The 26277-nt window shown below is 66.8% G+C and carries 27 protein-coding genes; 12 read left to right on the plus strand and 15 right to left on the minus strand.

The window, feature by feature from the left end:
- Positions 1–30: 30 nt before the first annotated feature.
- The gene (locus AC07O0_RS19655) at positions 31–939 is read left to right on the plus strand and encodes a LysR family transcriptional regulator (protein ID WP_494625363.1); all 909 of its coding nucleotides are present in this window, start codon (positions 31–33) and stop codon (positions 937–939) included.
- Between the two features lie 119 nt (positions 940–1058).
- Here AC07O0_RS19655 and AC07O0_RS19660 read toward each other — a convergent pair whose 3' ends face one another.
- Positions 1059–1706: a TetR/AcrR family transcriptional regulator gene (locus AC07O0_RS19660; RefSeq protein ID WP_494625364.1), complete on the minus strand. Its 648-nt coding sequence runs from the start codon at positions 1704–1706 to the stop codon at positions 1059–1061.
- Between the two features lie 93 nt (positions 1707–1799).
- Between AC07O0_RS19660 and AC07O0_RS19665 the strand changes: the two genes are divergently transcribed.
- Both AC07O0_RS19665 and AC07O0_RS19670 read left to right on the plus strand, forming a co-directional pair.
- On the plus strand, positions 1800–2456 hold the full coding sequence (locus AC07O0_RS19665; RefSeq protein WP_494625365.1) for an O-methyltransferase: 657 nt from the start codon (positions 1800–1802) through the stop codon (positions 2454–2456).
- Positions 2457–2507: 51 nt separating this feature from the next.
- Positions 2508–3692: an MFS transporter gene (locus tag AC07O0_RS19670; protein ID WP_494625366.1), complete on the plus strand. Its 1185-nt coding sequence runs from the start codon at positions 2508–2510 to the stop codon at positions 3690–3692.
- 112 nt (positions 3693–3804) lie between these two features.
- Here AC07O0_RS19670 and AC07O0_RS19675 read toward each other — a convergent pair whose 3' ends face one another.
- From AC07O0_RS19675 to AC07O0_RS19710, 8 genes are read right to left on the minus strand one after another with little or no spacing between them, the layout of a single operon-like run.
- On the minus strand, positions 3805–4491 hold the full coding sequence (locus AC07O0_RS19675; RefSeq protein ID WP_494625367.1) for a class II aldolase/adducin family protein: 687 nt from the start codon (positions 4489–4491) through the stop codon (positions 3805–3807).
- A complete protein-coding gene (locus tag AC07O0_RS19680) occupies positions 4488–5345 on the minus strand; it encodes a VOC family protein (protein ID WP_494625368.1) in 858 nt (285 codons plus the stop codon). Before AC07O0_RS19680 ends, AC07O0_RS19675 begins: the two co-directional genes overlap by 4 nt.
- Positions 5346–5385: 40 nt before the next feature.
- The gene (locus tag AC07O0_RS19685; protein ID WP_494625369.1) at positions 5386–6243 is read right to left on the minus strand and encodes a VOC family protein; all 858 of its coding nucleotides are present in this window, start codon (positions 6241–6243) and stop codon (positions 5386–5388) included.
- The gene (locus AC07O0_RS19690) at positions 6240–6986 is read right to left on the minus strand and encodes an ABC transporter ATP-binding protein (RefSeq protein ID WP_494625370.1); all 747 of its coding nucleotides are present in this window, start codon (positions 6984–6986) and stop codon (positions 6240–6242) included. Before AC07O0_RS19690 ends, AC07O0_RS19685 begins: the two co-directional genes overlap by 4 nt.
- Entirely contained in the window at positions 6986–7756 is a 771-nt protein-coding gene (locus AC07O0_RS19695) for an ABC transporter ATP-binding protein (protein WP_494625371.1), read from the minus strand. The genes AC07O0_RS19690 and AC07O0_RS19695 overlap by 1 nt, the downstream gene beginning before the upstream one ends.
- Positions 7753–8772: a branched-chain amino acid ABC transporter permease gene (locus AC07O0_RS19700; protein WP_494625372.1), complete on the minus strand. Its 1020-nt coding sequence runs from the start codon at positions 8770–8772 to the stop codon at positions 7753–7755. Before AC07O0_RS19700 ends, AC07O0_RS19695 begins: the two co-directional genes overlap by 4 nt.
- Positions 8769–9638 carry a branched-chain amino acid ABC transporter permease gene (locus AC07O0_RS19705; protein ID WP_494625373.1) on the minus strand — a complete coding sequence of 290 codons (870 nt, stop codon included), beginning with the start codon at positions 9636–9638 and terminating at the stop codon, positions 8769–8771. The genes AC07O0_RS19700 and AC07O0_RS19705 overlap by 4 nt, the downstream gene beginning before the upstream one ends.
- A gap of 20 nt (positions 9639–9658) precedes the next feature.
- Positions 9659–10864, minus strand: a complete 1206-nt coding sequence (locus AC07O0_RS19710; RefSeq protein ID WP_494625374.1) for an ABC transporter substrate-binding protein — start codon at positions 10862–10864, stop codon at positions 9659–9661.
- A gap of 255 nt (positions 10865–11119) precedes the next feature.
- Between AC07O0_RS19710 and AC07O0_RS19715 the strand changes: the two genes are divergently transcribed.
- The 6 genes from AC07O0_RS19715 (at position 11120) to AC07O0_RS19740 (ending at position 16200) form a co-directional block, all read left to right on the plus strand.
- Entirely contained in the window at positions 11120–11833 is a 714-nt protein-coding gene (locus AC07O0_RS19715) for a GntR family transcriptional regulator (protein ID WP_494625375.1), read from the plus strand.
- On the plus strand, positions 11830–12570 hold the full coding sequence (locus AC07O0_RS19720) for an SDR family NAD(P)-dependent oxidoreductase (RefSeq protein WP_494625376.1): 741 nt from the start codon (positions 11830–11832) through the stop codon (positions 12568–12570). Before AC07O0_RS19715 ends, AC07O0_RS19720 begins: the two co-directional genes overlap by 4 nt.
- 27 nt (positions 12571–12597) lie before the next feature.
- Positions 12598–14103: a 2-hydroxymuconic semialdehyde dehydrogenase gene (locus AC07O0_RS19725; protein ID WP_494625377.1), complete on the plus strand. Its 1506-nt coding sequence runs from the start codon at positions 12598–12600 to the stop codon at positions 14101–14103.
- Between the two features lie 93 nt (positions 14104–14196).
- On the plus strand, positions 14197–14979 hold the full coding sequence (locus AC07O0_RS19730; protein ID WP_485847893.1) for a fumarylacetoacetate hydrolase family protein: 783 nt from the start codon (positions 14197–14199) through the stop codon (positions 14977–14979).
- 11 nt (positions 14980–14990) lie between these two features.
- Entirely contained in the window at positions 14991–15752 is a 762-nt protein-coding gene (locus AC07O0_RS19735; protein WP_494625378.1) for an HpcH/HpaI aldolase family protein, read from the plus strand.
- A gap of 151 nt (positions 15753–15903) precedes the next feature.
- Complete coding sequence (locus tag AC07O0_RS19740) at positions 15904–16200, plus strand: hypothetical protein (protein WP_494625379.1); 297 nt, start codon at positions 15904–15906, stop codon at positions 16198–16200.
- Positions 16201–16303: 103 nt separating this feature from the next.
- On the opposite strand, the gene AC07O0_RS19745 is transcribed toward AC07O0_RS19740, so the two are convergent.
- The gene (locus AC07O0_RS19745) at positions 16304–17614 is read right to left on the minus strand and encodes an aspartate aminotransferase family protein (protein WP_494625380.1); all 1311 of its coding nucleotides are present in this window, start codon (positions 17612–17614) and stop codon (positions 16304–16306) included.
- Between the two features lie 156 nt (positions 17615–17770).
- Between AC07O0_RS19745 and AC07O0_RS19750 the strand changes: the two genes are divergently transcribed.
- A complete protein-coding gene (locus tag AC07O0_RS19750; protein WP_494625381.1) occupies positions 17771–18553 on the plus strand; it encodes a TetR/AcrR family transcriptional regulator C-terminal domain-containing protein in 783 nt (260 codons plus the stop codon).
- An 8-nt stretch (positions 18554–18561) separates the two neighbouring features.
- Here the strand turns inward: AC07O0_RS19750 and AC07O0_RS19755 are convergent, their stop codons facing one another.
- Positions 18562–19611 (minus strand): phosphotriesterase family protein, encoded by a 1050-nt coding sequence (locus tag AC07O0_RS19755; protein WP_494625382.1) that lies wholly within the window; start codon positions 19609–19611, stop codon positions 18562–18564.
- 221 nt (positions 19612–19832) lie between these two features.
- Between AC07O0_RS19755 and AC07O0_RS19760 the strand changes: the two genes are divergently transcribed.
- Positions 19833–21425 carry an ABC transporter substrate-binding protein gene (locus tag AC07O0_RS19760; RefSeq protein WP_494625383.1) on the plus strand — a complete coding sequence of 531 codons (1593 nt, stop codon included), beginning with the start codon at positions 19833–19835 and terminating at the stop codon, positions 21423–21425.
- A 65-nt stretch (positions 21426–21490) separates the two neighbouring features.
- Here the strand turns inward: AC07O0_RS19760 and AC07O0_RS19765 are convergent, their stop codons facing one another.
- The 4 genes from AC07O0_RS19765 to AC07O0_RS19780 all read right to left on the minus strand — a co-directional run bounded on the left by AC07O0_RS19765 (position 21491) and on the right by AC07O0_RS19780 (position 25263).
- Positions 21491–22996 (minus strand): tripartite tricarboxylate transporter permease, encoded by a 1506-nt coding sequence (locus tag AC07O0_RS19765; protein ID WP_494625384.1) that lies wholly within the window; start codon positions 22994–22996, stop codon positions 21491–21493.
- A 6-nt stretch (positions 22997–23002) separates the two neighbouring features.
- Positions 23003–23476, minus strand: a complete 474-nt coding sequence (locus AC07O0_RS19770; RefSeq protein ID WP_494625385.1) for a tripartite tricarboxylate transporter TctB family protein — start codon at positions 23474–23476, stop codon at positions 23003–23005.
- A gap of 75 nt (positions 23477–23551) precedes the next feature.
- Positions 23552–24520, minus strand: coding sequence for a tripartite tricarboxylate transporter substrate binding protein (locus tag AC07O0_RS19775; protein WP_494625386.1), 969 nt, complete (start codon positions 24518–24520; stop codon positions 23552–23554).
- Positions 24517–25263: a FadR/GntR family transcriptional regulator gene (locus AC07O0_RS19780; RefSeq protein ID WP_494625387.1), complete on the minus strand. Its 747-nt coding sequence runs from the start codon at positions 25261–25263 to the stop codon at positions 24517–24519. Before AC07O0_RS19780 ends, AC07O0_RS19775 begins: the two co-directional genes overlap by 4 nt.
- A gap of 99 nt (positions 25264–25362) precedes the next feature.
- Between AC07O0_RS19780 and AC07O0_RS19785 the strand changes: the two genes are divergently transcribed.
- Positions 25363–26268, plus strand: coding sequence for a dihydrodipicolinate synthase family protein (locus tag AC07O0_RS19785; RefSeq protein ID WP_494625388.1), 906 nt, complete (start codon positions 25363–25365; stop codon positions 26266–26268).
- Positions 26269–26277: the final 9 nt, after the last annotated feature.

Raw genomic sequence — 26277 nt, forward strand, 5'->3', positions numbered from 1 at the left:
TGAATTCAGATGCTGTGCTTATAAATTGGCATGGCGGTCACGCTTCGACAGATTCAGGCCTTTCTGGCCGTCGCCGAGCTCGGCACCTTCACCAAGGCGGCCGAGCGCCTGCACATGGCCCAGCCGGCGCTGTCGCAATTGGTGCGCGAATTGGAGCAGGCGCTCGGCATTCGCCTGTTCGACCGCACGACGCGCCGGGTCGAGTTGACCGAGGGTGGCCGGGAATTCCAGGGCGCCTCGGCCAAGATCGTCCACGATCTCGACCTCGCCATCCAGAACGCCAACGACCTCGCCGAGCGCCGGCGCGGCCGGATCACCGTCGCCGCTCCGCCCTTGCTGGCGGCGGCGATCCTGCCCGAGGCGATCGCGGAGATGCGCGAGCGCTTTCCCGGCGTGCGGGTCGCGGTGCTCGATGCGCGCACCGATACGATCATCGAGGCCGTCAGGACGAACCGGGCCGATTGCGGCCTGGGCACCTTCGCCGCAGTCGAGGACGGTATCGAGCGCATTCCGATGGCGCGCGACAATCTGATGCTGTTCTGCAGCCCCGGCAGCCGCTTCGCCGACGCAGCCGCCGACTGGCGCGACCTGCACGGCGAACCGCTGATCACGCTGACGCGCGACAGTGGCATCCGCCTCCTGGTCGAGGTCGCCTACGAGACCGTCGGCATCCCGCTCGTGCCGGCCTATGAGGTCTCGCAGATCACTACCGCGCTCGCTTTGGTCGAGGCGCGGCTCGGCGTCGCCGTGCTCCCGACCTATGCGCGCGCCGCCGCCCCGCATCGCAGGGTCCTCGCCCGGCCGCTGTCAAACCCGGCGATCGCGCGGGATATCGTGCTGATCAGGCAGAGCGGCCGCTCGGTCTCGCCCGCGCTCGCGGCCTTCGAGACGATATTGCGGCGTTATGCTCGCCGCCTCGCACCAACCGATGCCGATTGAATGCGATGACGGGGCGACGGCATTCAGGCTGCACAAGGCTTCTGCGCCGAATGTCCGCTTCCCGGCTGTGAACCGATGGCCGCTATCGTCCCTTTGGAATCATTCGGCTCGGACTCGCATTAGCCCGCCTCGTCCGAGCGCTTCTGCAGATGATGCAGATACGCGCAGAACATGTCGGCAAGCGCGTCGGCATAGACGTGGATTTCAGCATCGGTTCTCGATGTTTCAGAAAACTCCTTGCCCACGGCGCTCATCGTCGCGGTGATGAGATCGCCAGCCAGCGCGCGTTCGCTGGCAGAAGCGGCCGGCAACGCCGTTTCCATGAACCTCTTGAACAGGCGGGCACCGGCCGCACGTGCCTCCAGCGCCTCGGGGGCAGCGCGGTAGAGCGGAGCCGCATCGTTGAGTGCCACGCGCACGGCAGCCTCGTCGCATTCGGAGCGGATGAAGGCATGGACCAGCGTGCGCAGCCGGGTGAGCGGGGGCTTCGTGGCATCGCCGAGGATGCCGGCCAGCATCGTATGGGTCTGCCGCCATTCGTCGCTCTGGAGTCGGAACAGGATGGCCGCCTTGTTCGGAAAATATTGGTACAGCGAGCCGACGCTGACTCCGGCCTTCTCGGCGACACGCGCCGTGGTGAAGCGCTGCGCGCCTTCCCGTGCCAGAACCTGAATAGCGGCCTCCAGAATGGCTGAAACCAGCTCCGCCGAGCGGGCCTGCTTCGGCGCTTTTCGCGAGGAAATCCGGGAAGTTGGCTGACTAGCCACGTCGCGCTCCGACAATGCGAATATGAAACGCGACGAATTATTCGTATTTTTTGTCCCGAGACAAGGACTGCCTTTTTCGGATCGGAGACCCCCATGACGACCCTGACCACAGCGCCGCTCGCGCCCCTTCTCGACCGCCTGTTCGAGCAGGCGAATGCGGCCCCAAGCTCTGCGTTTGCAGGCTTCTCGCGCGAGGAGCGCGAGCGCCTCATGGGCAGCAAGACCGAATATCTCGAGCTCTACGGCCGCCTGAAGGATCTCTGGTTGCCGGTTTCGCGGGAGACGGGCCTGCTGCTCTACATGCTCGCCCGGAACAGCCGTGCCCGGACGGTCATCGAATTCGGCACCTCCTTCGGCATCTCGACCCTGCATCTCGCCGCCGCTCTGCGCGACAATGGCGGCGGACGCCTGATCACCACCGAATTCGAGCCTTCGAAGGTGGCGCGGGCGCGTGAGCACCTGACCGCCGGTGGTCTCGCCGACCTCGTCGAGATCAGAGAGGGCGATGCCTTGAAGACGCTCGCTGCCGACCTCCCCGAACAGATCGACCTGCTGCTGCTCGACGGTGCCAAGCCGCTCTATCCCGACATCCTCGATCTGGTCGAAGGCAGGCTTCGTCCCGGTTCGCTCATCGTCGCCGACAATGCCGATGACAGCCCGGAATACCTCAAGCGGGTACGCGCACCCGCCAGCGGCTACCTGTCCGTCCCCTTCGCCGAGGACGTCGAACTGTCGATGCGCATCAGCTGATCCGCATCCCCTGGGCGACTGCCCAGCGCCTCCTCATCCAGAGATCTGAAGATGACCGATACGGATCGGCCCGATCTGGCCTATCGCCGCGTGCTCGCCCTGACAGCCGCGCTGTTCCTCTCCTATCTGACCGTCGCCATGTCGTTGCCGGCCGTGCCGGTCCATGTCGTGCAGGGGCTGGGTTTCGACAATGCCTATGGCGGCCTGGCGGTCGGCATCGCCTTCCTGTCGACGATCCTGACGCGCGGTCGTGCCGGCTCCTGGGCCGACAGGCTCGGCGGCAAGCCGTGCATGCAGCGCGGCTTGGTTCTCTACGCCGCAGCAGGGATGATCTGCCTTGCGGCCAGTTGGACGGGATTTTCCGCGACCGGGAGCTATGCCGTCCTGATCGCCGGGCGCCTGCTGCTCGGCCTCGGCGAGAGCGTGGCGATGGTCGGGATGATCGGCTGGGCCATCGGCCTTATGGGACAGGCTCGGTCGGGCCTAGTGATCTCGCTCGTCGGGATGGGCATGTACGGCGCCTTCGCAGCCGGCGGGCCGCTGGGCCTGGCCTTGCTCGACCGTTTTGGCTTCGGTGGGCTGATGCTTACCTGCACAGTCCTGCCGCTCGCCGGGCTGGTTGCCATCCATTGGCTGCCGGGTGTGGCGCCACATCCCGGTCGCCGGCAGTCGTTCTGGGCAATCATCGGCCAGATCTGGCGTCCGGGTCTGGCCGTCGGCCTGCAGGGGGTCGGCTTCGCGGCGCTGGGAGCCTTCTTCTCGCTCTATGCGCTGAGCAAGGGATGGGCGCATGCGAGCCTCGGTCTGACGTTTTTCGGCGTCGGCTTCGTTGCCATGCGCCTTCTCTGCGGACACCTCCCGGATCGGATCGGCGGTAGGCCCGTCGCGATCGCGTCCCTGATCGTGGAGGCCTGTGGCCAGTACCTCATCTGGCTCGCGCCCGGACCCTACGCGGCGCTTGCTGGTGCCCTGCTGACTGGGCTCGGTTGTTCGATGGTGTTCCCGGCGATGGGCTCGGAGGTGGTCAAGCGTGTTCAGCCTCACATGCGCGGGACTGCGGTCGGTGGCTTCGCGGCCTTCCAGGACCTCGCCTATGGCGCCACCGGACCGCTTGCCGGCGCACTCGCCGACCGAACAGGCTATGCCTCGATTTTCCTGATCGGTGGCCTTGCCGCGACGCTGGGGCTGTTGCTCGTCATGTCGGATCGACGATCGTCCAGCACGGAGAAACCATAGGCCAGCGCTGCCTGGGAGTGCGTGCCCGATTGATCTCGTCCAGAAGCGTCCGGCCTTGGGGTAGATGGAGGTGCTTTGGCGAGCACTTTCGACGTTGAGCTCGCGGCAGTGTTCAGGTTCTCGGCGCGGCCAGATAGACCCACATCCGTTCCAGGATGGCGCCCGACCAGGTCGCACGCTGTGCGGCCTCGGCCTCGCCGAAAACCACTCCGGTCTCGGCGATGCCGGCTGCCCTCGCCTCGAATTCGACGCGCGCCGCGTCCTCGAGATACCAGGTCAGCACGACGGCCTCCTCCAGACTTCCGCCCGCGGTCACCGCGCCGTTGCCGCGCATGACGATGGCTCGGGCCGGGCCCATCTGCTCGGCCAGCGCAGCCGCCTGCTCGTCATTGCGCAGCAATTGCGGATCGTCCCAGAGCGGCGGCTGCGGCGCGAAATAGCTGCCGAAGCCGTGCCGTGGTTTTGGCGTGATCCGGGCAGTGCCGAGCGTCATCACCCGCTGCGGCATCGAGCGCACGACGCCGCCGACCTCCGGGCGCCGCCGATAGATCTCGCGATGGATGCGGACCTCGCCGAGCACGCCGTCCGGTAGCGGCCCTTCGAGTGGGACGACGCTGCAGGCGTCCTCGTCCACAACGAGCCCGAGCGGCTTCGCCGGCGAGACCAGGAAATGGCGCTCGTCGAGGCGCATGCTGCAATGGCCATAGGCATGGACGAGGCCATGGCGCGCCAGAGCGCGCCCGGCCTGCCGAACCAGATCCTCCTGGGCGGCGCTCGGCCGCGAAGACGAAGCGCTCACTTGTTGAATTCGGCGATGTTGGGCTTGGCGCCCCATTTGCAGAAGCCTTTCGGCTCGAACATGTATTGGCGCTCGCGCCAGAGCAGCTCGTCGGCGATCTCGCGCACGCCGCTGGAATATTCGAAGACCATGCCCTCGGGCCCCTCGAAATAGAGGAACTTGGCCGAGGAGGTCGGGTGCCGGCCGGGGCCGAAGACCATGCGCACCTGCCGGTCCTTCAGGAACTGGTGCGAGCGCATGATGTCGTCGCCGGTCTCGACCTGATGGTTGATGTGCTGGATGCCGGGCTTCGCCGAGGGGAACAGCGCGATGGTGTGATGGACCTCATCGATGCGCAGCAGCGGCGCATCGCCGATCCGGTCGGAGACCTGGGCATTGGTGACCTTGGTCCAGAACGCCTCGTCGCGGGCAAGATCGCTGGAGCAGAGGCCGACATGGCTGAAGCCGGTGATGCCGGCATCGCGCGCGCCGTGATAGCGCCGCCCGCTATAGGCCGGCCGCCAGGCCAGCTCGATCGGATTGCCGGTCGGATCGCGGAAGGCGATGAAATCATGGACCTTGCGCAGCGCCGCCTCGGACGCCGTGCCGCGCCTGACGGGATGGCCGAGGCTTTCGAGCTGCGTCGCGGCCTCGTCGAGATGGGACTGCTCCTCGACCTCGAAGCACACGACCTGATCGCCCGGATCGCCCTCGAAATAGCAGAGCGTGTGCTCGCGCGCGTCCGACTTGAAATAGACCGAGCCCTTGGCGCGCTCGGCGACGTCGAGGCCGAGATACTCGGTGGCGAAATGGGTCGCGCCCTCGAGATCGCGGGTCCCGAGCCGGACATAGGAGACATCGGCTAGCTTGATCATGGTCGCTCCCTCCTGCCGGCGCAAAGCCGGCGAAGACGCTTCAACGATATTCGGGGACTTGAGTGTCGCTGCCCCAGGCGCAGAAGGATTCGCGCTTGCGCGGGAACTGTCTGGCCCGGCGGGGCGCGGCGAGCTGCTCGCCCTCGGCGACATAGGAGAAGTTGACGCCGTCGGGGCCGGCGACGCTCAGGAAGAGCTGCTGCGAGGCGGTGCGCCGGCCGGGGCCGTCGACGATCCGGGCCTGGGCGCCGCGCAGATGGTAGGCGTTCTGCATGACGAGATCGACGTCCTCGACGCCGAACTCGATGGCGAGGATGCCCTTCTCCTGCGAGGGATGCACGGCGATGCGGTGATGAGCCTCGTCGAAGCGGATATAGGCAGCCTCGCCGACCCAGTCGCTGACCTTGCCGCCGAGCAGCTTGGTCCAGACCTGCTGGTCGGAAGCGTCGGGCGCGCCGCGCAAGGCGATCGCCTCCAGCCCGGTGATGCCGGCATCGCGCGGGCCATGATAGCGCCAGCCCGATTCCAGCGGCCTGACCACGAGCTCGATATCGTAGCCGGCGGCCATGCGGAACGAGACGAATTGCCGGACCTTTCTGATGGCGCAGGCCTCGGCGTCGCCTCGCGTCGTGGTGAAGCCCGCGCCCTGCAGCACCGTCTCGGCATGGGCCAGGGCATCGGGATCGCGCAGCTCGAAGCCGATCGCCTGGCCGGCATCGAGCCCGTCGACATAGACCAGGGTGTGGTCGCGATAATCGGAGCGGAAATAGGCTGATGTCTCGGTGCGGTCGACCAGTTGCAGGCCGAGGATGCGTGAGGCGAAATCGGCCGCGCCCTTCAGATCGGCGGTGCCGAGCCGGACATAGCGCAATTGCTCGATGGTGATCGCGTCGCTCATAGCCCGAGATGCTCTTTCTGGAGGTCCTTGTCGGCCATCAAAACGTCGGACGGCCCGTCGAAGACGACGCGGCCATGGTCGAGGACCAGCGCCCGTTCGGCCAGCTTCAGCGCCATGGCGAGGTTCTGCTCGGCGATCAGCAAGGTATAACCCTCGCCACGCAAGCGCCCGACCGTGCCGATGATGACCTCTTCGATGGCGCGAGGCGAGAGGCCCTCGCTCGGCTCGTCGAGCACGATCAGGTCGGCCTGGGTCAGCAATGCCCGCGCGATCGCCAGCAATTGCCGCTCGCCGCCGCTGAGCGCGCCGCTGGAGAAGGAGCGGCGTTCGGCGAGACGCGGGAAATCCTCGTAGATGCGCTCCTTGACCCAGCGCCGGTTTGGCTGCTTGCGCGACCACAGCGCCGCCATGGTCAGGTTCTCGTCGACCGTGAGGTTGGCGTAGACGCCGCGGCCCTGCGGCACCAGCGCGACGCCGAGCCGAGCGATGCGGTGCCCCGGCCAGCCGGCGACCTCCTGGCCCTTGATGGCGATGCGGCCGGTGACCTGCGGCTCCAGCCCGAACAGGGCCGAGCAGAGCGTGCTCTTGCCGGCGCCGTTGCGGCCGAGCAGGGCCACCGCCTCGCCCTGCGCCAGCGAGAAGTCGACACCGTGCAGGACGCGCACGCCGTCATAGCCGGCATCGAGCCCGGCGACCGAAAGATAGCTGGCGGGGGCCGCCTGTTGCTGTGCCTGAACCGACATCATGCGGCCTCCCCGAGCGAGGCGCCGAGATAGGCGGCCTGCGCACCTTCATGCGCCTTGATCGCATCCGGCGTGTCGCAGGCGATCAACCGGCCGAGATCGAGCACGGCGACGCGGTCGCAGACGCCGAAGACGATGTCGAGATCATGCGCGATCAGGATGGTCGAGAGGCCCTCGCCGAGCGTCCGGACCACCTCGATCAGATGCTCGCCCTCGGCGCGCGACAGGCCGGCGGTCGGCTCGTCGAGCAGGAGCACGCGCGGGCGCATCGCCAGCGAGACCAGCACGTCGACGATGCGCTGCTCGCCATAGGACAGGCCGGCGACCGGCAGTTCGGCTCGCTCGCGCAGTTGAGCGCGCGTCAGCAACGCATCGGCAGCCTCGTCCGCCGCGGCGACGGCCTTGCGGCTGCCGAACCAGCCATAGCCTTCGCCGCTCCGGGACCGAGCCGCCAAGGCAAGGTTCTCGCGGACGCTCAGCTCCGGGAAGGCCATGCTCTTCTGGAAGGTGCGCACCAACCCGGCGCGAACCCGCACGTCCGGCTTTGCCCTGGTGATGTCCTCGCCGGCGAAGGCAACGCGGCCCTGGTCGGGGATAAGGAAGCCGGTGACGATGTTGAACAGCGTGGTCTTGCCGGCGCCGTTGGGGCCGATCAGGCCGAGGCATTCGCCCTGCCCGAGCGTGACCGAGACGTCGCTCAGCACCTTCAGCCCGCCGAACGACTTGGCGACGCCCTCGATCGCGAGGGCAGGGACGGTGTTCGCGCTCATGACCGGCCCTCCGCATCCTTGCGCCGTCCGAAGGCTGCTTTCAGCCCGGCGACGACGCCCTTCGGCATGACCATCACGGTGAGCACGAAGACGAGGCCGACGACCAGTTGCCAGCGATCGGTGTAGGACGAGACATAGGTCTGGATGCCCAGATAGATCGCCGAGCCGATGAAGGCGCCATAGAGCGAGCCGACGCCGCCGATCACCAGCATGATGATCATCATCGCCGACATCGTCCAATGCACGGCGTTGGGGCCAACATACTGGTTGACGAAGGGGTAGAGCGCCCCGGCCGCGCCGGCGATGGCGCCGGAGGCGAGCAGCGCCATCAGGCGGATGCGCGGGATCGAATAGCCCAGCGCGCTCATCCGGAGCTGCCGCTCGCGCGTGCCCAGCAAAGCGCGGCCGATCGGCGCTGTGACGAAGGAGCGGGCAGCGAAATAGGCGACGATCGCAAGCACCAGAGCGGCGAGATAGAGCGCGACACCGTTGTTGAGCGGGATCGTGGCGAAGCCGGTGTGCAGGGTCAGCACCGGGAAGCCGCGCAGGCCGTCGGCACCGCCGGTGACCTCGCGCCAGTGAAACACCACCTCCCAGACGATCTGGCCGACGATCAGGCTGAGGATCAGGAAGAACAGGGCGATGGTGCGCATCACCACGACGCCCATCAGCAGCGCCGCCGCCATGCCAGTCGCGATCCCGACCGCGAGCATCACGACGATGTCGGCGCCGAGCGTCTGCGCGGCGATCGCCGCGGCATAGGCCGCGCCGCCGAAGAAGACGGCATGGCCGAGCGAGACCAGCCCGCCGAAGCCGACCAGCAAATCGAGGCTGAGCACGGCAGTACCGATGATCAGGATCTCGGCGAGGAAGCGCAGCTGGTAGTCGCCGGCGAACAGCAGAGGCAGGGCGGCGGCGAGCGCGAGCAGCGCAAGTCTCGCGACCACGGGCAGGCTGCGCCGCTCACTGGCGGGGCGCGTTTCCACGCGGCCGGTCCCGTCGGCGATCGAGCTCATACCTGCCTCACCTTCTTGGCGACCAGCCCCTCAGGCAGCGCGACCAGCAGCGCGGCCATGACGGCGAGGGCGACGACATTGGAGAATTCCGGCACCCAGACCTTGGAGAAGGTCATGGCGAAGCCGAGCAGCAGCGCGCTCAGCACCGTTCCGCGGAAGGTGCCGAGCCCGCCGGCGACGACGACGATCAGCGCCAGGATCAGCACCTCCTCGTCGAGGCCGGGATAGGCGGAGAGGATGCCGGCGCCGAGCGCGCCGGAAATGCCGCCCAGGCCCGCCGAGATCACCAGCACCGCCGTGAAGATCCGGCGCGTATCGAGGCCCAGCGTCTCGACGAAGCCGCGATCGGTGACGCAGGCCCTGACCACCGCGCCCCAGATGGTGCGGTCGATCACGAACCAGAGCGCGAAGGCGAGCGCCGCGCCGAAGCCGATGATGAAGAGCCGGTAGATCGGGAACGGCATGTCCATGATGAAGACGACGCCGCGCAACGCCTCCGGAATCTCCGGCGACAGGATCTGCGCGCCAAAACCCCAGCGCATCAGGTCGGCGAAGATCACCGAGAGGCCATAGGTCAGCAGCACCTGCATCAGATGGGTGCGGGCATAGAATTGCCGGAACGGGAAGCGCTCCAGCAGGAAGCCGGCGAGGCCTGCGGCGACGAAGGCGACCGGGAAGGCGAGCCACCAGGGCACGCCCGAAGCGAGCCAATAGACGCCGACATAGGCGCCGAGCAGGAAGAAAGAGCCGTGGGTCAGGTTGACGAAGTTCATCAGGTTGAGAACCACCGACAGGCCGAGCCCGGTCAGCAGCAAGAGCATCGAGAACGACAGCGCGTTCAGGCTCTGGACGGCGTAGAAGCCCACGGAACCGCTCCTTCGCCGCGTCAGGCCATCGGGCCCGGATCGCGCACGCCCTTGTAGGTGTGGATCACCTGGTTGACCGGGACGCCGCCGGCGCCGTCCTTCACCTCGTTGACGTAGATGTCGAGGATCGCCTGGTTGTTGCGCGGGTCGAACGGCATCGGCCCGAACACCGTCTCGACTTCCTTGGCGAGCAGCGCCTCCTTGACCTTCTCCTTGTTGGAGAGATCGCCCTGGACGCGCTCGACCGCGGCCTTGATCACCTGGCCGGTGACGTAGCCGGCCGTGCCCATTTCACCCGGCATGACGTTGCGGGCCGCCTGATAGGCTTTGGTGAAGGCGGCCGAGCTCGGCGCCGTCGGCGACTGGTTGCAGGTGTTGAGCCCGCCGAGCGCGGCCTCCTTCACCGCCGAGACCACGTCCTCCTGGTCGAACAGCGCGCCGCCGCCGATGAGCTTGACCTTGCCGGAGAGCCGGTACTCGCGCATCTGGCGCAGGAAGCGCACCGCGTCCGAGCCAGCGAAGAATGAGTAGATGAACTCCGGCTTCTCGGCCGCGATCGTGGTCAACAGCGGCCCGAAATCGGTGGTGCCGAGCGGCGCCCAGAGCTGCTTGCCGACCTTGCCGCCCTGCTGCTGGTAGGTGGCGACGAAATCGCCGATGTATTCGCGTCCGGCGGCATAGTCGGCGCCGATCGTCATGCAGCCGGTCTTGCCGAGCTTCTCATAGGCCCAGAGGCCGGCGGTGTGGCCGAGCATCCAGTTGGTCTTGGTCGGCCGGAAGACGAAGGGGCTCGCCGCCTTGCGGGCGAGGTCATTGGCCGAGCCGGCCGAGATGAAGGTCAGCGCCTTGGCTTCGGTCACCACATCGCGGACGGCGAGCGCCACGGCGGAGGAGATCACGCCGGAGACGATGTCGACATTGTCCTGCCCGAGGAGCTTGCGGAACTTGCGCACGCCCTCGTCGGGCTTGGCCTGATCGTCCTCGACGATCAGCTCGACGGGGCGGCCGGCGAGCTTGCCGCCGTTTTCCGCCAGGAACATCTGCATGCCGGCGCGCATGCTCTCGCCGAGCGCCGTGAACGGCCCCGACAGCGAGGTCACCATGCCGATCTTCAGCGGCTTGTTGGCGCTCTGCGCCAGGGCCGGCGCACCGATCGCGCCGGTGAGCGCGGTGGCACCGGCGGTGGCGAGGAAGCTGCGGCGGGACAGTGGAAAGCGCTCGGTCATGGGACATCCTCCAATGGGGCGGTCTTGGCGCCACCCGATTGCCCGGCATCCAACAAGATCGATATAAGCCTGTCAATCTTATTTCGATATTTTTTCGAACGCAGTTCGCGCTCGAGACCAACGGCGTCTCATAAAATTCCCATAATTACGAAGTTTGTAATGAGCTTGGCATCGGTGAGGCATTTCAATCAGGATTGTAATTTCGAAATTTGATGATAGAGAAGGCCATCGACCACAGGAGCTGCGCGCCTCGGAATGACCTCTTCCGACAAGACTCTGGCCGACCGGACCTACCGCCAATTGCGCGGCGACATCGTCAATGGCCGGCTCGCAGCCGGCAGCAAGCTGAAGCTCGAAGGGCTGGCGCAGGACTATTCCGTCGGCATGTCGCCGTTGCGCGAGGCGCTCGCCCGGTTGATGGGCGACCTGCTCGTCGTCTCCGAGGGGCAGCGCGGCTTCTGGGTGGCGCCGCTCTCGCTCGACGAACTCGACGATGTCTCGCGCGTCCGCGCTTTGATCGAGACCGAGGCGCTCAACGCCGCGATCCGCAATGGCGATGTGCAATGGGAGCGCGACGTCACCGCGGCGTTCGAGGCGTTGTCGTCGGTGGAGGAGCATCTGCCGCATACCAGCGAGGCGCTGCCGCCGGAGCAGCTCGAGATCTGGGAAGCCCGCAACCGCGCCTTTCACGCCGCGCTCGTCTCGGCTGCCGGCTCGCCGATGCTGATCAAGCTGCGCGACCTGCTTTACCAGCAATCCGAGCGCTATCGCCGCGTCTCGCTCAACGTCTCGCGCGGCTGGCGCAACGTCCATGACGAGCATCGCGCCATCTACGATGCCACCATGCAGCGCAATGCGCTGCGCGCCTGCCGGATGACCGAACTGCATCTCGCCCGCACGGCCGAGGAAGTGCGCAAGGCGATGGCCGCGCTGAGCCGGGACGACGATGTTCTCGGAGGCAAGGCGTGAGCGGTTTCGATCTGAGCAACCAGAGCATTCTGGTCACCGGCGCGGCCGGTGGTATCGGCGCGGTCACCGCGCAAGTATTGGCGAGCCTTGGCGCCAAGCTCGTGCTCACCGACCGCATCTCCTGCGCCACGACGATTGCCGGGCTCGGCGAGAAAGCCGGCAATGCCCGCGAGATCATCATCGACCTGCTCGACGACGAGGCGCCACGGCGCCTGTCCGAACTGGCAGGGCCGATCGATGCGGCCGTCCTCGGCGCCGGCATCTACCGCCCGCTCGACTGGGATGATGGTGGCTGGGAAGAGGTCGCCGAGACCACGCTGTTGCTCAACCTGATGGCGCCGATGCGCCTCGCGCGCGAACTCGTGCCCGCCATGGCGGCGCGCGGCGGTGGCCGCGTCGTGCTCGTCGGCTCGATCGTCGCCGCGACCGGCGGCTCCTTCCCCGGCGTCGGCCCGCATTACGCAGCCTCCAAGGGCGGTCTGCACACGCTGGTGCGCTGGCTCGCGGCCCGTTTCGGCGGGCAGGGCGTGCTGGTCAACGGCGTCGCGCCGGGCATCACCGACACCGCCATGGTCGGCGTCCACGACCTTTCGGCGGCACTGGCGAAGCATCCGCTCGGCCGAGCGGCCCGGCCGGAGGAGATCGCCTGGCCGATCGCCTTCCTCTGCTCACCCGCCGCGAGCTTCGTCTCCGGCGCCATCCTCGATGTGAACGGCGGCGCGATGATGCGCCCGTGACAATGACAACAAACCGGGAGTGAGACGATGAACAGCGCCGTTCCGCGCTATCAGGGTGCTGCTGTCAGTGCCGAGACCGCCCGCCTGTCGCATTTCATCGACGGGCGCTTCGTGCCGGCCGGCCGCAGCAGCTTCGAGAACTGCCACCCGGCGACCGGCGAGCTGATCAACCTCGTGCCGGAGGCCGACTCGGCCGCGGTCGACGATGCGGTCAAGGCAGCCAAGCGTGCCCTCAAGGGTCCGTGGGGCAAGATGAGCGAGCAGCAGCGCTCGGCCATCCTGCGCAAGGTCGCCGACGGCATCATGGCCCGCTTCGACGATTTCCTCGCAGCCGAAGTGCTCGATACCGGCAAGCCCAAGAGCCTCGCCTCGCATATCGACATTCCGCGCGGCGCCGCGAACTTCAACGTCTTCGCCGACCAGGTGCTGACGCTCTCGACCGAGACCTTCCGCATGGCGACCCCGGATGGCGCCGGCGCACTGAACTATGCGATCCGCGGGCCGCGCGGCGTCATCGCCGTGGTCTGCCCGTGGAACCTGCCGCTGCTGCTGATGACCTGGAAGGTCGCGCCGGCGCTGGCCTGCGGCAACACCGTCGTGGTCAAGCCCTCCGAGGAGACGCCGACCACGGCGACCATGCTCGGCGAGATCATGAACGAGGCCGGCGTACCGCCCGGCGTGTACAATGTCGTGCATGGCTTCGGCGAGGACAGCGCTGGCGAATATCTGACCAGCCACCCTGATGTCGACGGCATCACCTTCACCGGCGAGACCCGCACGGGCGAGGCGATCATGCGCGCGGCGTCCAGGGGCGTCCGGCCAGTCTCGCTCGAGCTCGGCGGCAAGAACGCCTCGCTGGTCTTCGCCGATTGCGACATGGACAAGGCGATCGAGGGCGTGACCCGCGCCGTCTTCGCCAATTGCGGCCAGGTCTGCCTCGGCACCGAGCGCGTCTATGTCGAGCGGCCGATCTTCGCTGAGTTCACGCAGCGCCTGAAGCAGGCGGCTGAGAAGCTGAAGCCCGGAAACCCGTTCGAGGCCTCGACCACGCTCGGCCCGCTGATCAGCCAGGTCCATCGCGACAAGGTGCTGTCCTATTACGCCAAGGCGAGGGCCGAGGGGGCTGAGATCGTCACCGGCGGCGGCGTGCCCGAGCTTCCAGCCCCCTACTCTGCCGGCTCCTTCGTCGAGCCGACGATCTGGACCGGCCTCGGCAAGGATTCCGCGGTGATGCGCGAGGAGATCTTCGGGCCCTGCTGCAACATCGTCCCCTTCGACGAGGAGGACGCCGTCATCGCCCTGGCGAACGACAGCCCCTACGGCCTCGCCACCTCGATCTGGACGGAGAACCTGACGCGAGCACACCGCGTCGCTGCGCAGGTCGAGGTCGGCATCACCTGGGTGAACTCCTGGTTCCTGCGCGATCTGCGCACGCCCTTCGGCGGCTCGAAGCAGTCCGGCATCGGCCGCGAGGGCGGGGTGCACTCGATGGAGTTCTACACCGAGCTGCGCAACGTCTGCGTCAAGCTCTGAGACCTCTTCGTCTTCTCCATCGCCCCGGTGGTCGCCGCTTGCGACCACCGTCTCCACAAGCGCGCTCAGCGCCGTAAATCATAGGAAACGTCCATGCTAACCGAAGCCCAGCGCGCACAAGTGGTGCGCTCCCTGCTCGAAAGCCATCGCACCAAGAAGCAGGGCGAGCGGCCCTCGCAGATGTTTCCGGAGATCGAGATCGCCGATTCCTATGCGATCTCCTCGGCGGTGGCGCAGGAGCGGGTCAAGGCCGGCGCCCGCATCATCGGCCACAAGATCGGCCTGACCTCGAAGGCGATGCAGGCCTCCTCGAAGATCGACGAGCCCGACTATGGCTATCTCTTCGACGACCTCCTCCTGAACGACGGCGCCAAGGTGAAGTTCGAGAATTTCTGCGTGCCGCGCGTCGAGCCGGAGCTGACCTTCATCCTGAAGGAGCCGCTGAAGGGTCCGGGCATCGGGTTGATCGACGTGCTCCGGGCGACCGAATATGTCGTGCCCTCGATCGAGATCATCGATGCGCGCGTGACCGAGCCGCGCAAGATCTTCGACACGGTCGCCGACAATGGCGCTGCCGCCGGCATCGTGCTGGGCGGCCGGCCGGTCCGGCCTGAAGATGTCGATCTGCGCTGGGTCGGCGCGATCTTCTACCGCAACTCCGAGATCGAGGAGACCGGCCTCGCCGCCGGCGTGCTCGGCCATCCTGCCATGGCGATCGCCTGGCTCGCCAACAAGCTCGCCCCCTTCGACATCACCCTGCAGCCGGGCGACCTGATGCTGTCTGGCTCCTTCACACGCCCGGTCTGGGCGGCTAAGGGCGATACGCTGCACGCCGATTTCGGGCCGCTCGGCAGCGTCTCCGTGCAGTTCGTCTGAAGGAGCTTCCGATGGATCTGCCCCGCAACGCCTTCAAGGCCGCGCTCGCCCGCGGCGAGCTGCAGATCGGGCTGTGGAGCAGCCTGTGCAGTCCGATCGTCGCCGAGATCATCGGCCATAGCGGCTTCGACTGGATCCTGGTCGATACCGAGCATTCGCCGAACGAGCCTCCGGCCGTGCTCGCCCAGCTCCAGGCCATGCAGGCCGGCACCGCAACCCCGATCGTGCGCCCGGCCTGGAATGATCCGGTGCTGCTGAAGCGCCTGCTCGACATCGGCGCGCAGGCTGTGCTCGTGCCCTTCGTCCAGAATGCGCAGGAGGCGGCCAAGGCCGTCGCCGCCTGCCGCTATCCACCGGCCGGCATCCGCGGCATCACCGGAAGCGGGCGCGGCAGCCACTATGGCCGCGTGCCCGACTATCTCAAGCGCGCCGATGCCGAGATCTGCGTTCTCGTGCAGGTCGAGACCGGTGAGGCCCTGGCACAGATCGAGGCGATCGCCTCGGTCGACGGCGTCGATGGCGTCTTCATCGGCCCGGCCGACCTTTCCGCCTCGCTCGGCCATATCGGCAATCCCGGCCATCCCGAGGTGCAGGACGCGATCAAGAGCGCGGTCGATCGCCTGACGGCCGTCGGCAAGCCGGCCGGCATCCTGACGCCGTCCGAGGCCGATGCCCGCCGCTACATCGAATGGGGCTACCGCTTCGTCGCGGTCGGCTCGGATCTCGGCCTGCTGACCAAGCACGCCGACGCCTTGGCCAAAACGTTCCGTTGAAACGCGCAGGCCAGCATCAGATATCTGCAATGGCAGCAACGGCATCCACTGATCGGGCGCCAGCCCTTCACCCGCCGGGTGGTCCCCGCTCGAGGCGATCATCGCCACAAACCGCTACTACATCGACTATTTCGAGAAGAACGCGGTCTTCATGGAGCGTGTCCGCGAGCTTCGCGAGACCTTGCCGGAGCTGATCGCGGAAAAGCAGCGCGTCAACCGCCGCTGGGCCGAGCGGGTCCTGGCGCATGCCGCCCAGCACCGCCCCTCACCGCTCGATCCGGCCCGACTCAAGCTGCGCATCTTCGCCATGGAATGCATGGTCGACGACATCCTGCGCGAGATTTTCGTCATCCGGAACCCGGACATCATCGCAGCCGCCGCCGATCGCGAAGCGCTGATCCAGGAGCTGTCGGCGATCTGGTTCAAGGCCCTGTACGAGGCCGATTGAGGCGAGCTATCGGCAAGATCGCCGGCAACCCGATTTCGACGCAGCTCCCCCGGAGGGAAACCGCCCTGCCGTGAACAAGGCCACGGAACAAGGCCACGCCGGCTCAAGCGAGCACATGCCTGCGCTCCGTGACGATGTCCTGCAATGCGGCCAGGAGTTGCTCCATCGCCGCATCGTCGATCGCCAGCGACAGCGCGATGAAGCCGCGCCGCGCCAGATAGAAACCGCGCTCGAGCAGATCCAGGAAGACGAGCTCCTTGAGGCGATCGTCGCTGCCGGCGAGGTCGTCCGGCGTGTTCACCGGCCCGCGGAAACCATGGATATTCATCAGCGTGCCCTGCCCCGTGGCCTGGAGCGCGACATCGGCGCCACGGAAGACCTCGTTCATGCGTTCCCGCAAGCGCTCCCCGCGCGCGTGCAGCGCCTCGGCGATCTCCGGCGTGAAGACCTGCGTCAGCGCAGCGATGCCGGCCGACATGGAGAGCACATTGTTGTTGAAGGTCCCCGCATGCGGCAGGGAGCCCGGCCTCTCGGGATCGTACATCGCCATGATGTCGGCCCGGCCGCCAAAGGCCCCGAAGGACATGCCGCCGCCGATCCACTTGCCAAGCGTCACCAGATCGGGATCAAGGCCGAGCAGGCCTTGAGCACCACCGCGGCCGAAGCGCGAGGTCATCACCTCATCGAGAATGAAGAGCGCCCCCACGGCGCGCGTCTCCTCGCACAGCATGCCAAGGAAATCGGGCTGGCCGGGGATGCAGCCTCCCGATCCCATCATCGCCTCGGTCAGCACGCAGGCGAGATCGGCTCCGTTCTCGCGGATCAGCCGCGCCGTCGCCTCGGCGTCGTTGTAGGGCGCGACGATGAAGTCATAGGGCGCGTTGATCGGGATGCCACCGCCGCCGAAATAGAGCAGGCCGCCGTGATAGCCGCCCCGGAACACCAGGACTTTCGGCCGCTTGGTGAAGGCGCGCGCCGTGGCGATCGCCATCAGGTTCGCTTCGGTGCCGGAATTGGTGAAGCGTACCCGCTCGATCGCGCTGAAGCGGGCGACCACATGTCTGGCGAGCTCCGCCTCGAACATGTTGTGACCGCCGAGATTGACGCCGCCATCGAGCGCCGCGTCGATCGCGGCTCGGATGACCGGATGGGAATGGCCGAACAGGCCAGCAGTGTATTCGCCGAGCAGATTCACATAGCGATGGCCGTCGGCGTCGGTCGCCACCGCTCCCCGGCCGTGAGCCAGCCGCAGCGGAAACGGGCCATGGTAGAGAACGGTCCGAGTGTTTCCACCTGGCATCACCTCGCAGGCGCGCTGGTGGACGGCCAGCGATTTAGGCCGCCGTTGCGCATAGCGCGCCCGGGCTTCCACCAGCTCGTCGTCGATCGTCCTGTTTCGCCGTGCCGTGTCCATGATCCGCCGTCCACCGGTTTGCCTCGCCGCGCGGCCCTCACGGCGGCGCAGCGTCATCGAAAATAATTGTACGATGTACAATTTATTTGTCGAGAGGGATTGGCGAGGATTTGCCTTGCAAGGTATCGCGACCTCGGTGCGGCTGCTAATTGCGACTTGTCGAGCAGAACCGGCTCGACCGCCGCGAGCGCCGGGGAGGTCATGCAGGAAGCCGAGCAACGCAAGCGACGCGGGCGCCCCAGACGCGACGAAGTCGTCGCGCTCGATCGCACGCAGATCGTGGCGGAGGCACTGCGGCTGATCGACGAGCGCGGGCTGGAGGCCTTCAGCCTGCGCGAGCTCGCACGGGCGCTCGGCGTGTTTCCAACGGCGCTGTATTGGCACATGCCCGGCGGCCGCAATGCCGTGCTCGGCGCGGTCGCGGCGACTGCTTTCACCGATGTCGTCCCGCCTGCTGAGGATGCGGTCAGCGATTGGGAGAACTGGGTCCGCGCGCTTTTCACCCGCTACCGCGAATCGCTGCGCAAGCACCCCAATATCGCGCCCTTGCTCGGTGCCCAGATCGTCTCGAACACGGGCGTCGACATGGAACTCGTGGAGCGCGTCCTCGCGGCCCTTGAGTCCGCTGGCTTTGCCGGCGAACGGCTGGTCGATGCCTACAATACGGTGGTCGCGGGCCTGCTCGGCTATGTCACGCTGGAGCTTGCACCCGGCCCGACGGAGGACGCCAGCGAATGGGCGAGCGCCTTCGAGGCCGAGATCCGCGCCGTCGACGCGGAGCGGTTCCCGCGGCTCGCGCGCAATCTCGACGCGCTCGCCAACCGCGCCTTCATCGTCCGCTGGCAAGGCGGCGCCGAGAAGCCGATGACGCACAGCTTCGACTTCTATGTCGAGACCATCATCACCGGCCTGCGCACGCTCGCACGCAAGCCGGCCTGAACCTCCGGTCAGACGAAAGTCAGCAGCCGGCGCGGATTGCCGACGAGGATCGCCTCGATCTCGGCCTCCGAGAAGCCGCGCGAGCGCATCAGCGGAACGATATTCTCGAAGATGTGGGTATAGCCGTGCCCGCCGAAGCTGGTCAGCCGCGTCTTGTAACAGATGTCGTGGCTGATCACGACGCGTTCGAGATGGCCGTGGTCGATCAGGCTGCGGATGAAACGCAGGCGGCCGGCATCGTTCGGCATGTCGATATCGGCCCAGGTGTAGAAGGCCTGTTCCTGGCCGAAGAGATCGAACTCGATCACGCAGCCGGTATCGGCCAGGCGTAGCAGCGTGACTTCGTCGAAGATCGTCCGGTCGATATGGCTGAAGATCACGCGCCCGATATCGCCGCCATGCGCCAGGACGAAAGCGGCGATCTCCTGCGGTTGCTCGACCGCACGTCCGGGATGGATGTTGACGGCAGCACCGGTCTCCTTCTGGGCGATCAGGGCGCCGCGCAGCACACGCTTCTCCAGATCGGTCCACGGCACCTGGCAGCCGATTTCGCCGATGATCCCGGCGCGCACCGAGGTGCCCCAGGCGCCTTCGAAGACCTGGTCGATCATCTCCGCCGCGAAGCTGTCGATATCGCGGTCGTCATTGGCCCGGTCCTGGTAGTCGTGGACATAGTGGCCGCAGCCCATGACGATGGTGGCGCCGGTCCGGCGCGCAATCTCGGCCAGCCCATCGGGATCAGGCTTCAGCCCGCCATTGCTGAGCTCGACGATGGTCTGCCCACCGGCATCGGCCATTGCCTGCACTTCCCTGGCGGCAGTATCGCGGCAACGCAGGACGAGATTGCCGGGTACTTTCCAGCGCCCGTAGTTCATGCGGAAGCAGTTGCAGAGCGAGATTTCGGGCCCCTGATCGGGGTCGGCGGCCATCGCGGTCGTGCGGATGTCCCAGATCAGGTGCTCGTGCATCAAGGTGGCACCGAGACTCGCCGGATCGACGAGTCCGAGCACGCTCTGAGCCTTGCCGCGCAAGGCGGCACGATCGAGACGCTGTGTCATGCGAGTTGTCCTCGGTCGAAGAGATCGACCTGGTGCCCGCTCAGGTGCGCCCGGACCGCGCCGGCGAGGCGGGTGGCTGCGTGTCCCACGGCAAGATCCTCGTGGGTGATACCGAATCCGCCGCTCATACGCCCTCCCTGATCTCGATTAATTGTACGATGGACAATTAATTCGACGCATGTCAACCTGATCGACAATCGAGAGCAAAAAAGGGGGTGGAGATGAGACGGCGAGACTTTCTGGCCGCTTCGGCGGGCTTCCTGTCAGCCGGGATCGCCGGCAGCGTGCGAGCGCAGCGCCGCGACCCGAAGGTTCTCAAATTCGTGCCGCAGGCGAACCTGACCTCGCTCGATCCGATCTGGACGACGGCGCAGGTCACGACGAACCACGGCTATGCCGTCTTCGACACCCTCTACGGCCTCGACAACACGCTGCGCCCGCAGCCGCAGATGGCCAAGGGACATTCCGTTTCGGCCGATGGCCGCGCCTGGACGGTCGAGCTGCGCGAAGGGCTGACATGGCATGACGGCCAGCCGGTGCTCGCACGCGACTGCATCGCGAGCCTGCAACGCTGGGCCAAGCGCGACGCCTTCGGCCAGTTGCTCGACGCCATGGCGGACACATGGGAGGCGCCGGACGACCGGCATCTGCGCGTCTCGTTCCGGGCGCCCTTCCCGCTCTTTCTCGAAGCGATCGCCAAGCCTCTGGGCGTCACGCCCTTCATCATGCCGGAGCGCGTGGCGAAGACCGACCCCTTCAAGCAGATCACGGAGATCGTCGGCTCGGGACCGTACCGCTTCCTGCAGGACGAGTACGTCTCCGGAAGCAAGGCGGCTTATGCCAGGTTCGGAGCCTATGTCCCGCGGCCCGAGGCGGCCGAGCGCACGGCCGGCGGCAAGGTCGCGCATTTCGAGCGGATCGAGTGGATCGTCATGCCGGATGCTGCAACGGCCGCGGCAGCCTTGCAGACGGGCGAAATCGACTGGTGGGATCAGGCCCTGCCGGATCTGATACCGGCCCTGCAGGCCAGCAGGAACGTCAAGGTCGCCATTCACGACCGGGCCGGCTTCATCGGCATGATGCGCTTCAACACGCTGCATCCGCCCTTCGACAATCCGGCCATACGTCGGGCGATCATGTATGCCGTGGAGCAGGCCGACTACATGCGCTCGGTCACAGGCGGCATCGACGACAACTTCCGCAGCTGCTTCTCGATGTGGCCATGCGGCACGAGCTATGCCGGCGAAGCCGGCGCGGAGCCGCTCAAGGGACCGCGCGACCTCGGGCGCGCCAGGACCATGCTGCGCGAAGCCGGCTACAAGGGCGAGCGTGTGGTCATCATCAGCCCGACCGACATCGCCAGCATCGGACCGCTCGGGCAGATCACCGACGACCTCTTCCGCAAGCTCGGGATCAATGTCGAGCTGGTGGAAACCGATTGGGGATCGGTCGTTCAGAGGCGCGCCTCGCGCGAGCCGGTCGAGAAGGGCGGCTGGAGCGTCTTCCACACCTGGTGGCCGTCGCTCGCCGTCGACAATCCCGCGATCAATCAAACGCTGCGCGGCCAGGGCGCCAAGGGCTGGTTCGGCTGGTACGAGAACGCGGCGGCAGAGGAACTGGCCTCGAAATGGCTGACGGCGACGGATCCGGCCGAGCAGAAGGCGATCGCGGAGATGATCCAGGTCGACGCGTTCAAGCAGGCGCCGATCATTCCGCTCGGTCAGTTCTTCATCCCGACGGCCTATCGCGCCGATCTGACCGGTTTTCTCGAATCGACGATCCCGAGCATGTGGAATGTTCGCCGCATTCAGTGAGCAGCGGCAGCCGGCGCTGAATCTCCGGTTTCGGACGATGCGCTGAAGCCGGTCCATGGCGCAGCTCAGCCGCGTGGCACACTCTCGGGCGTCTTGGTGCCTTTCATGGATGCGATGATCGTCCAGCCCACGATAGTGACCGTGATCGCCGCCAGGACCGCGGCGATCGGCCGGTCGACTAGGCCGACCAGCCGGCCGTCGGACTTGATCATCGAGTTGATGAAATACTCCTCCAGCAATGGCCCGAGCACGACGCCGAGGATCACTGGCGCAACCGGGAAGTCGTTCTCCTCAAGCACGAAGGCCAGCACGCCGAAGGCGAGCATGACGCCGACATCGAACAGCGAGTTGTTGATCGCGTAGGAGCCGACGATGGCGAAGAGCAGGATGATCGGCATCAGCACGCGCCGCGGCACGGAGAGCACACGCGTCGCGATCTTGATGATCGCCCAGCCGAGCGGCAGCATCAGCAGGTTGGCGATGACGAAGATCAGGAAGAGCGCATAGACGTTCTCGGGGTTGTTGACGAAGATCGTCGGCCCCGGCGCCATGTTCTTCATCATCAGCACGCCGATCGCGATCGCGGTGATCGAGTCGCCGGGGATGCCGAAGACCAGGGCCGGGATCCAGGCGCCGGCGAGCGAGGAGTTGTTGGAGGCGCCGGCCTCGATCAGCCCCTCGGGATGGCCGGTGCCGAACTTCTCCGGCTCCTTCGAGAAGCGCTTGCTCATGGCATAGGACATCCACGCCGCCATGTCGGCGCCGCTGCCCGGCTGGATGCCGATGATCGTGCCGAGCGCGCTGCCGCGGATCAGCTGCCAGGGATATTGCTTGGTCAGCCGCCACATATTGGCGAAGATCGGGCCGATCTTCTGGACCACGGCATGCGGGGCGCTGCCGTCGGAGACCATGTGCCGCATCACCTCCGAGCAGGCGAACATGCCGACCATCATCGGGATCAGCGAGACGCCGCCGAGCATCTCGGTGGAGTCGAAGGTGAAGCGCGGTTGGCCGGCGGGGTTGTTCATGCCGACCATCGCGATCAAGAGGCCGATCAGCAGTGAGATGCAGGCCTTGAGCGGCGTCGAGGAACCGATGAAGACGGCGCCGCCGAGGCCGAGCATGACGATCCAGAAGAATTCGACCGAGCCGAAGCCGAGCGCGAAATCGGCAATGGCCGGCGAGGCCACCATCATCACCGCCGTGCCGAACAGGCCACCCAACACCGAAAACCACAGGCCGATGCCGAGAGCGAGCTCCGGCTTGCCCTTCAGAGTCATCTGGTAGGAATCGTCGACATAGGCCGCCGAAGCCGGCGTGCCCGGGATGCGCAGCAGGCAGCCCGGAATATCGCCGGAGAAGATCGCCATGGTCGAGGTCGTCACGATCGCGGCGATCGCCGGCACCGGCGGCATGAAGAAGGTCAGCGGCACCAACAGCGCCGTCGCCATCGTCGCCGACAAGCCGGGAATGCAGCCGACGACGAGGCCGTAGATCGCCGAGGCGGTGATGACGAAGAGCACATAGGGATCGAGCACCATCCCCAGCGCGGTGACATAGGCGTCGAGCATGGCGGCTTACCAGCGCAGAGGTTCGAGCGGTCCCCAGGGCAATTGCACGCCGAGGGCGAGATAGAAGATCGAGTGGATGACGAGCGCGGCCGCGAGCGAGAGCGCGATCGCGTGCAGCGGCCTGGTGCCGCCGGCCAGGAAGAGGACGGTGAGGATCAGCGGAGCGCAGATCAGGAAGCCGAGCGTCTCGGCGAAGAGCATGTAGAAGATCACCGCCGCCGGCACGAGCAGCAGGCGCGGTAAAGCGCCGCCATTGCGTGCCCAGTCGGCGAGGCCGATCAGCGGCCCGCCTTGCGTCGCGCGGGCGCCGTTGACCGCGAGGATCGCGGCGCAGAGCGCCAGCAGGCCTGACAGGATCAGCGGGAAGGCCGAAGGGCCGAGCGGCTGCTGCGACGGGTTCGGCAGGTTCCAGGAGGCGAACGCGACCAGGCCCGATAGGACAAGGAAGACGAGGCCTCCGAAGAGATCGTTGAACTTCATGGCGTGCTCGGCGTGCGCGATGGAAACGGGCGCGGCGAAATTCGCCGCGCCTTGTTCATTGCAAAGAGCGGTGGGCTACTGGCGCAGGCGCAGGCCGAGCGCGCCCATGATCTCGCCGTTGTTCTTGTGCTGGGTGGCGAGGAAGCTGCCGAAAGCCGGCCCCTTGGCGAAGGCGTAACCGAAGCCGCGCTCGGCCAGGAAGGACTTGTAGGCTTCGGAGTTCGCGACCTTCTCCGCCGCTTCGACGAGGCGGGCGGCAACGTCGGCCGGCAGGCCGGCCGGGGCCGCAAGGCCGCGCCAGGTGCCGCCTTCATACTCCTTGCCGATCGCGTCCTTGACCGTCGGCACGGCCGGGAAGGCGCCGATCTTCTCCTTCGACATCACCGCCAGCGACTTGACGCGGCCGGCATCGAACATCGGCTTGCCCTCGGGCAGGGAGGACGGGACGATCTGCACGCCGCCCGAGGCCAGTTCCTGGAAGCCGGGAGCGGCGCCCTGGCTCGGCACCACGACGACCGCCTTGGGATCGATGCCTTCGAGCTGCATCAAGCCGGCGAAGGCGAGGTGATAGGCCGCGCCTGCGCCCATGCCGGAGAGCTTGTACTTGCCGACCGGCTGCTTCTTGATGTCGTCGAGCGCGGCGCGCAGATCGGCCCAGGGTGAGTTCGCGGCGACGTTGAAGGCGGCGGAGTCGAAGTTCACCAGCGCGATCGGGGTGAGCTTCTCATAGGTGAACGGCGCCGTGTTGGACCAGTAGAAGGTCGTGACCTCCGCCGTGGCGAGACCGATCGTATAGCCGTCCGGCTTGGCGTTGACGATCTCGGTATGGCCGACCACGCCGCCGCCGCCGGTGCGGTTGACGACGTTGACCGGCTTGCCGAGCTCCTTCTCCAACCCGGCTGCGAGGATGCGGGCGACCGCATCGGTGCCGCCGCCGGCGGCCCAGGGCACGACCAGGGTGATCGGGCGCTCGGGCCAGGCGGCGAAGGCGGGCGGCGACACCGCTGCGATAGCGGCGGCGAGCAGCAGTTTTGCGAGTTTCATGGCGTTTCTCCCGGAACGGTTTTCTTTTTTGGGCTGGCTCCATCCGCAAGTGCGGAACTGGAAAGCATGTGGCCGCGCGTGTAGCCGAGCACCTGGCGCATCGCCTGGCGGGCCTGCTCGGGCTCGCCGGCGGCAATCGCGTCGACGACCGCGGCGTGGTTCGCGAGGTTCCCGGCGAAGACATCGACCGTGAAGTCGAACATCGCGCTGAGGATCGTGTCGATCGCGCCGCGGAAGCTGCGCAGGATCGGGTTGTTGGTGGCGTCGAGGATCGCGAGATGGAAGCTTTTGTCGGCGGCGATGGCGGCCTGCGGATCGTCCTGCTCGGCCTCCATGGCGGCGAGCGCGGCGCGGATGCGGGCGAGATCCTCGGGCGTGGCGCGGGTCGCTGCCAAGGCGGCCGCTTCCGGCTCGATGATCTCGCGCGTCTCCTCCAGAGCGAGCAGCAGGTCGCGGTCGAGCCCGTCCTCGCTGCGCATCCAGCCGAGCACCTCGCGGTCGAGCAGCGTCCAGTCGTGCTGGGGACGAACTTGCGTGCCATGGCGCGGGCGCACTGTGAGCAGGCCCTTGGCGACGAGGATCTTCACGGCTTCGCGAACGACGCTACGCCCGGCGCCATAGCGCTCGGCCAGTTCCGGCTCGGGCGGCAGGACGGTGCCCGAGGCGATCTCGCCACGCACGATCGCAGCGCCGAGCGCCGCGACCATCGTGCCGATCTTTCCCGGTTTGCTGCCCCGCGCCATGCCGTTTTCTCTCCCGCGGCGGGAAGCTGTCACGTCCGGGGCTTGCGCGCAAGCATTCATCTGATGTTTAACATCTGATCATTGAAGCGAGGTATGACCATGACCACTCAGACCGCGTTCACCGGCATTCATGCGATCCTCTATGCGCTGTTCGATGCGCAGGAGCGGCTCGACCGGCAGGCGATGCAGCGGCAGGTCGAGATCTGCCTGGAGCACGGTGCCCACGGCATCGCGGCGCTCGGCCTCGCGACGGAAGTCTCGAAGCTGACCGTGCCGGAGCGGCGGACGGTGATGGAGTGGACCTCGGAGGATGTCGGGGGCTTGAAGCCGCTCGGCTTCACGATCTACGGGACCTCGGTCGGCGAACAGATCGAGCTGGTCAGGGCAGCGGAGGCAGCGAAGGCCGACTGGGTCATCCTGCAGCCGCCCATGGTCGGCAGCTTCGCGGCGATCGAATACATCCGTTTCTTCGGTCGGGTCGCGGATGCGACGAGCCTACCGGTCGCGATCCAGAACGCGCCGGCCTATATGGGCCGCGGCCTGTCGGCGGAGGATATCCGCAGCCTCGTCGCGCAGCATCCCAACATCAGGCTGGTGAAGGGCGAGGGAGCGGCGACCGAGATCCGGCAATTGATCGAGACGACCGAGGGCCGTCTGCCGGTGCTGAACGGGCGCGGCGGGCTCGAACTGATCGAGAATCTGCGTGCCGGCTGCGTCGGCATGATCCTCGCGCCCGAGCTGATCGACCTGACCGTGGCGATCTATGAGCGCTTTGTCGCTGGTGACGAAGACGGGGCGGAGGCGCTCTACCGCGAGGTGCTGCCGGCGATCGTCTTCATCATGCAGTCATTGGAAAGCCTGATCTGCTACGGCAAGCGCATCTTCGGGGCGCGGGCCGGTATCGAGATCCACGATCGCGCGCCTGCCATGAGGCCGACGGCCTTTGGGCTGGAACTCGTCCGCCGCCATGCAGAGCACCTCGGATCTTATCAAATCCGGCGTTGACCGGTCATA

It is taken from the genome of Allobosea sp. GW821-FHT10B12, assembly GCF_059415545.1.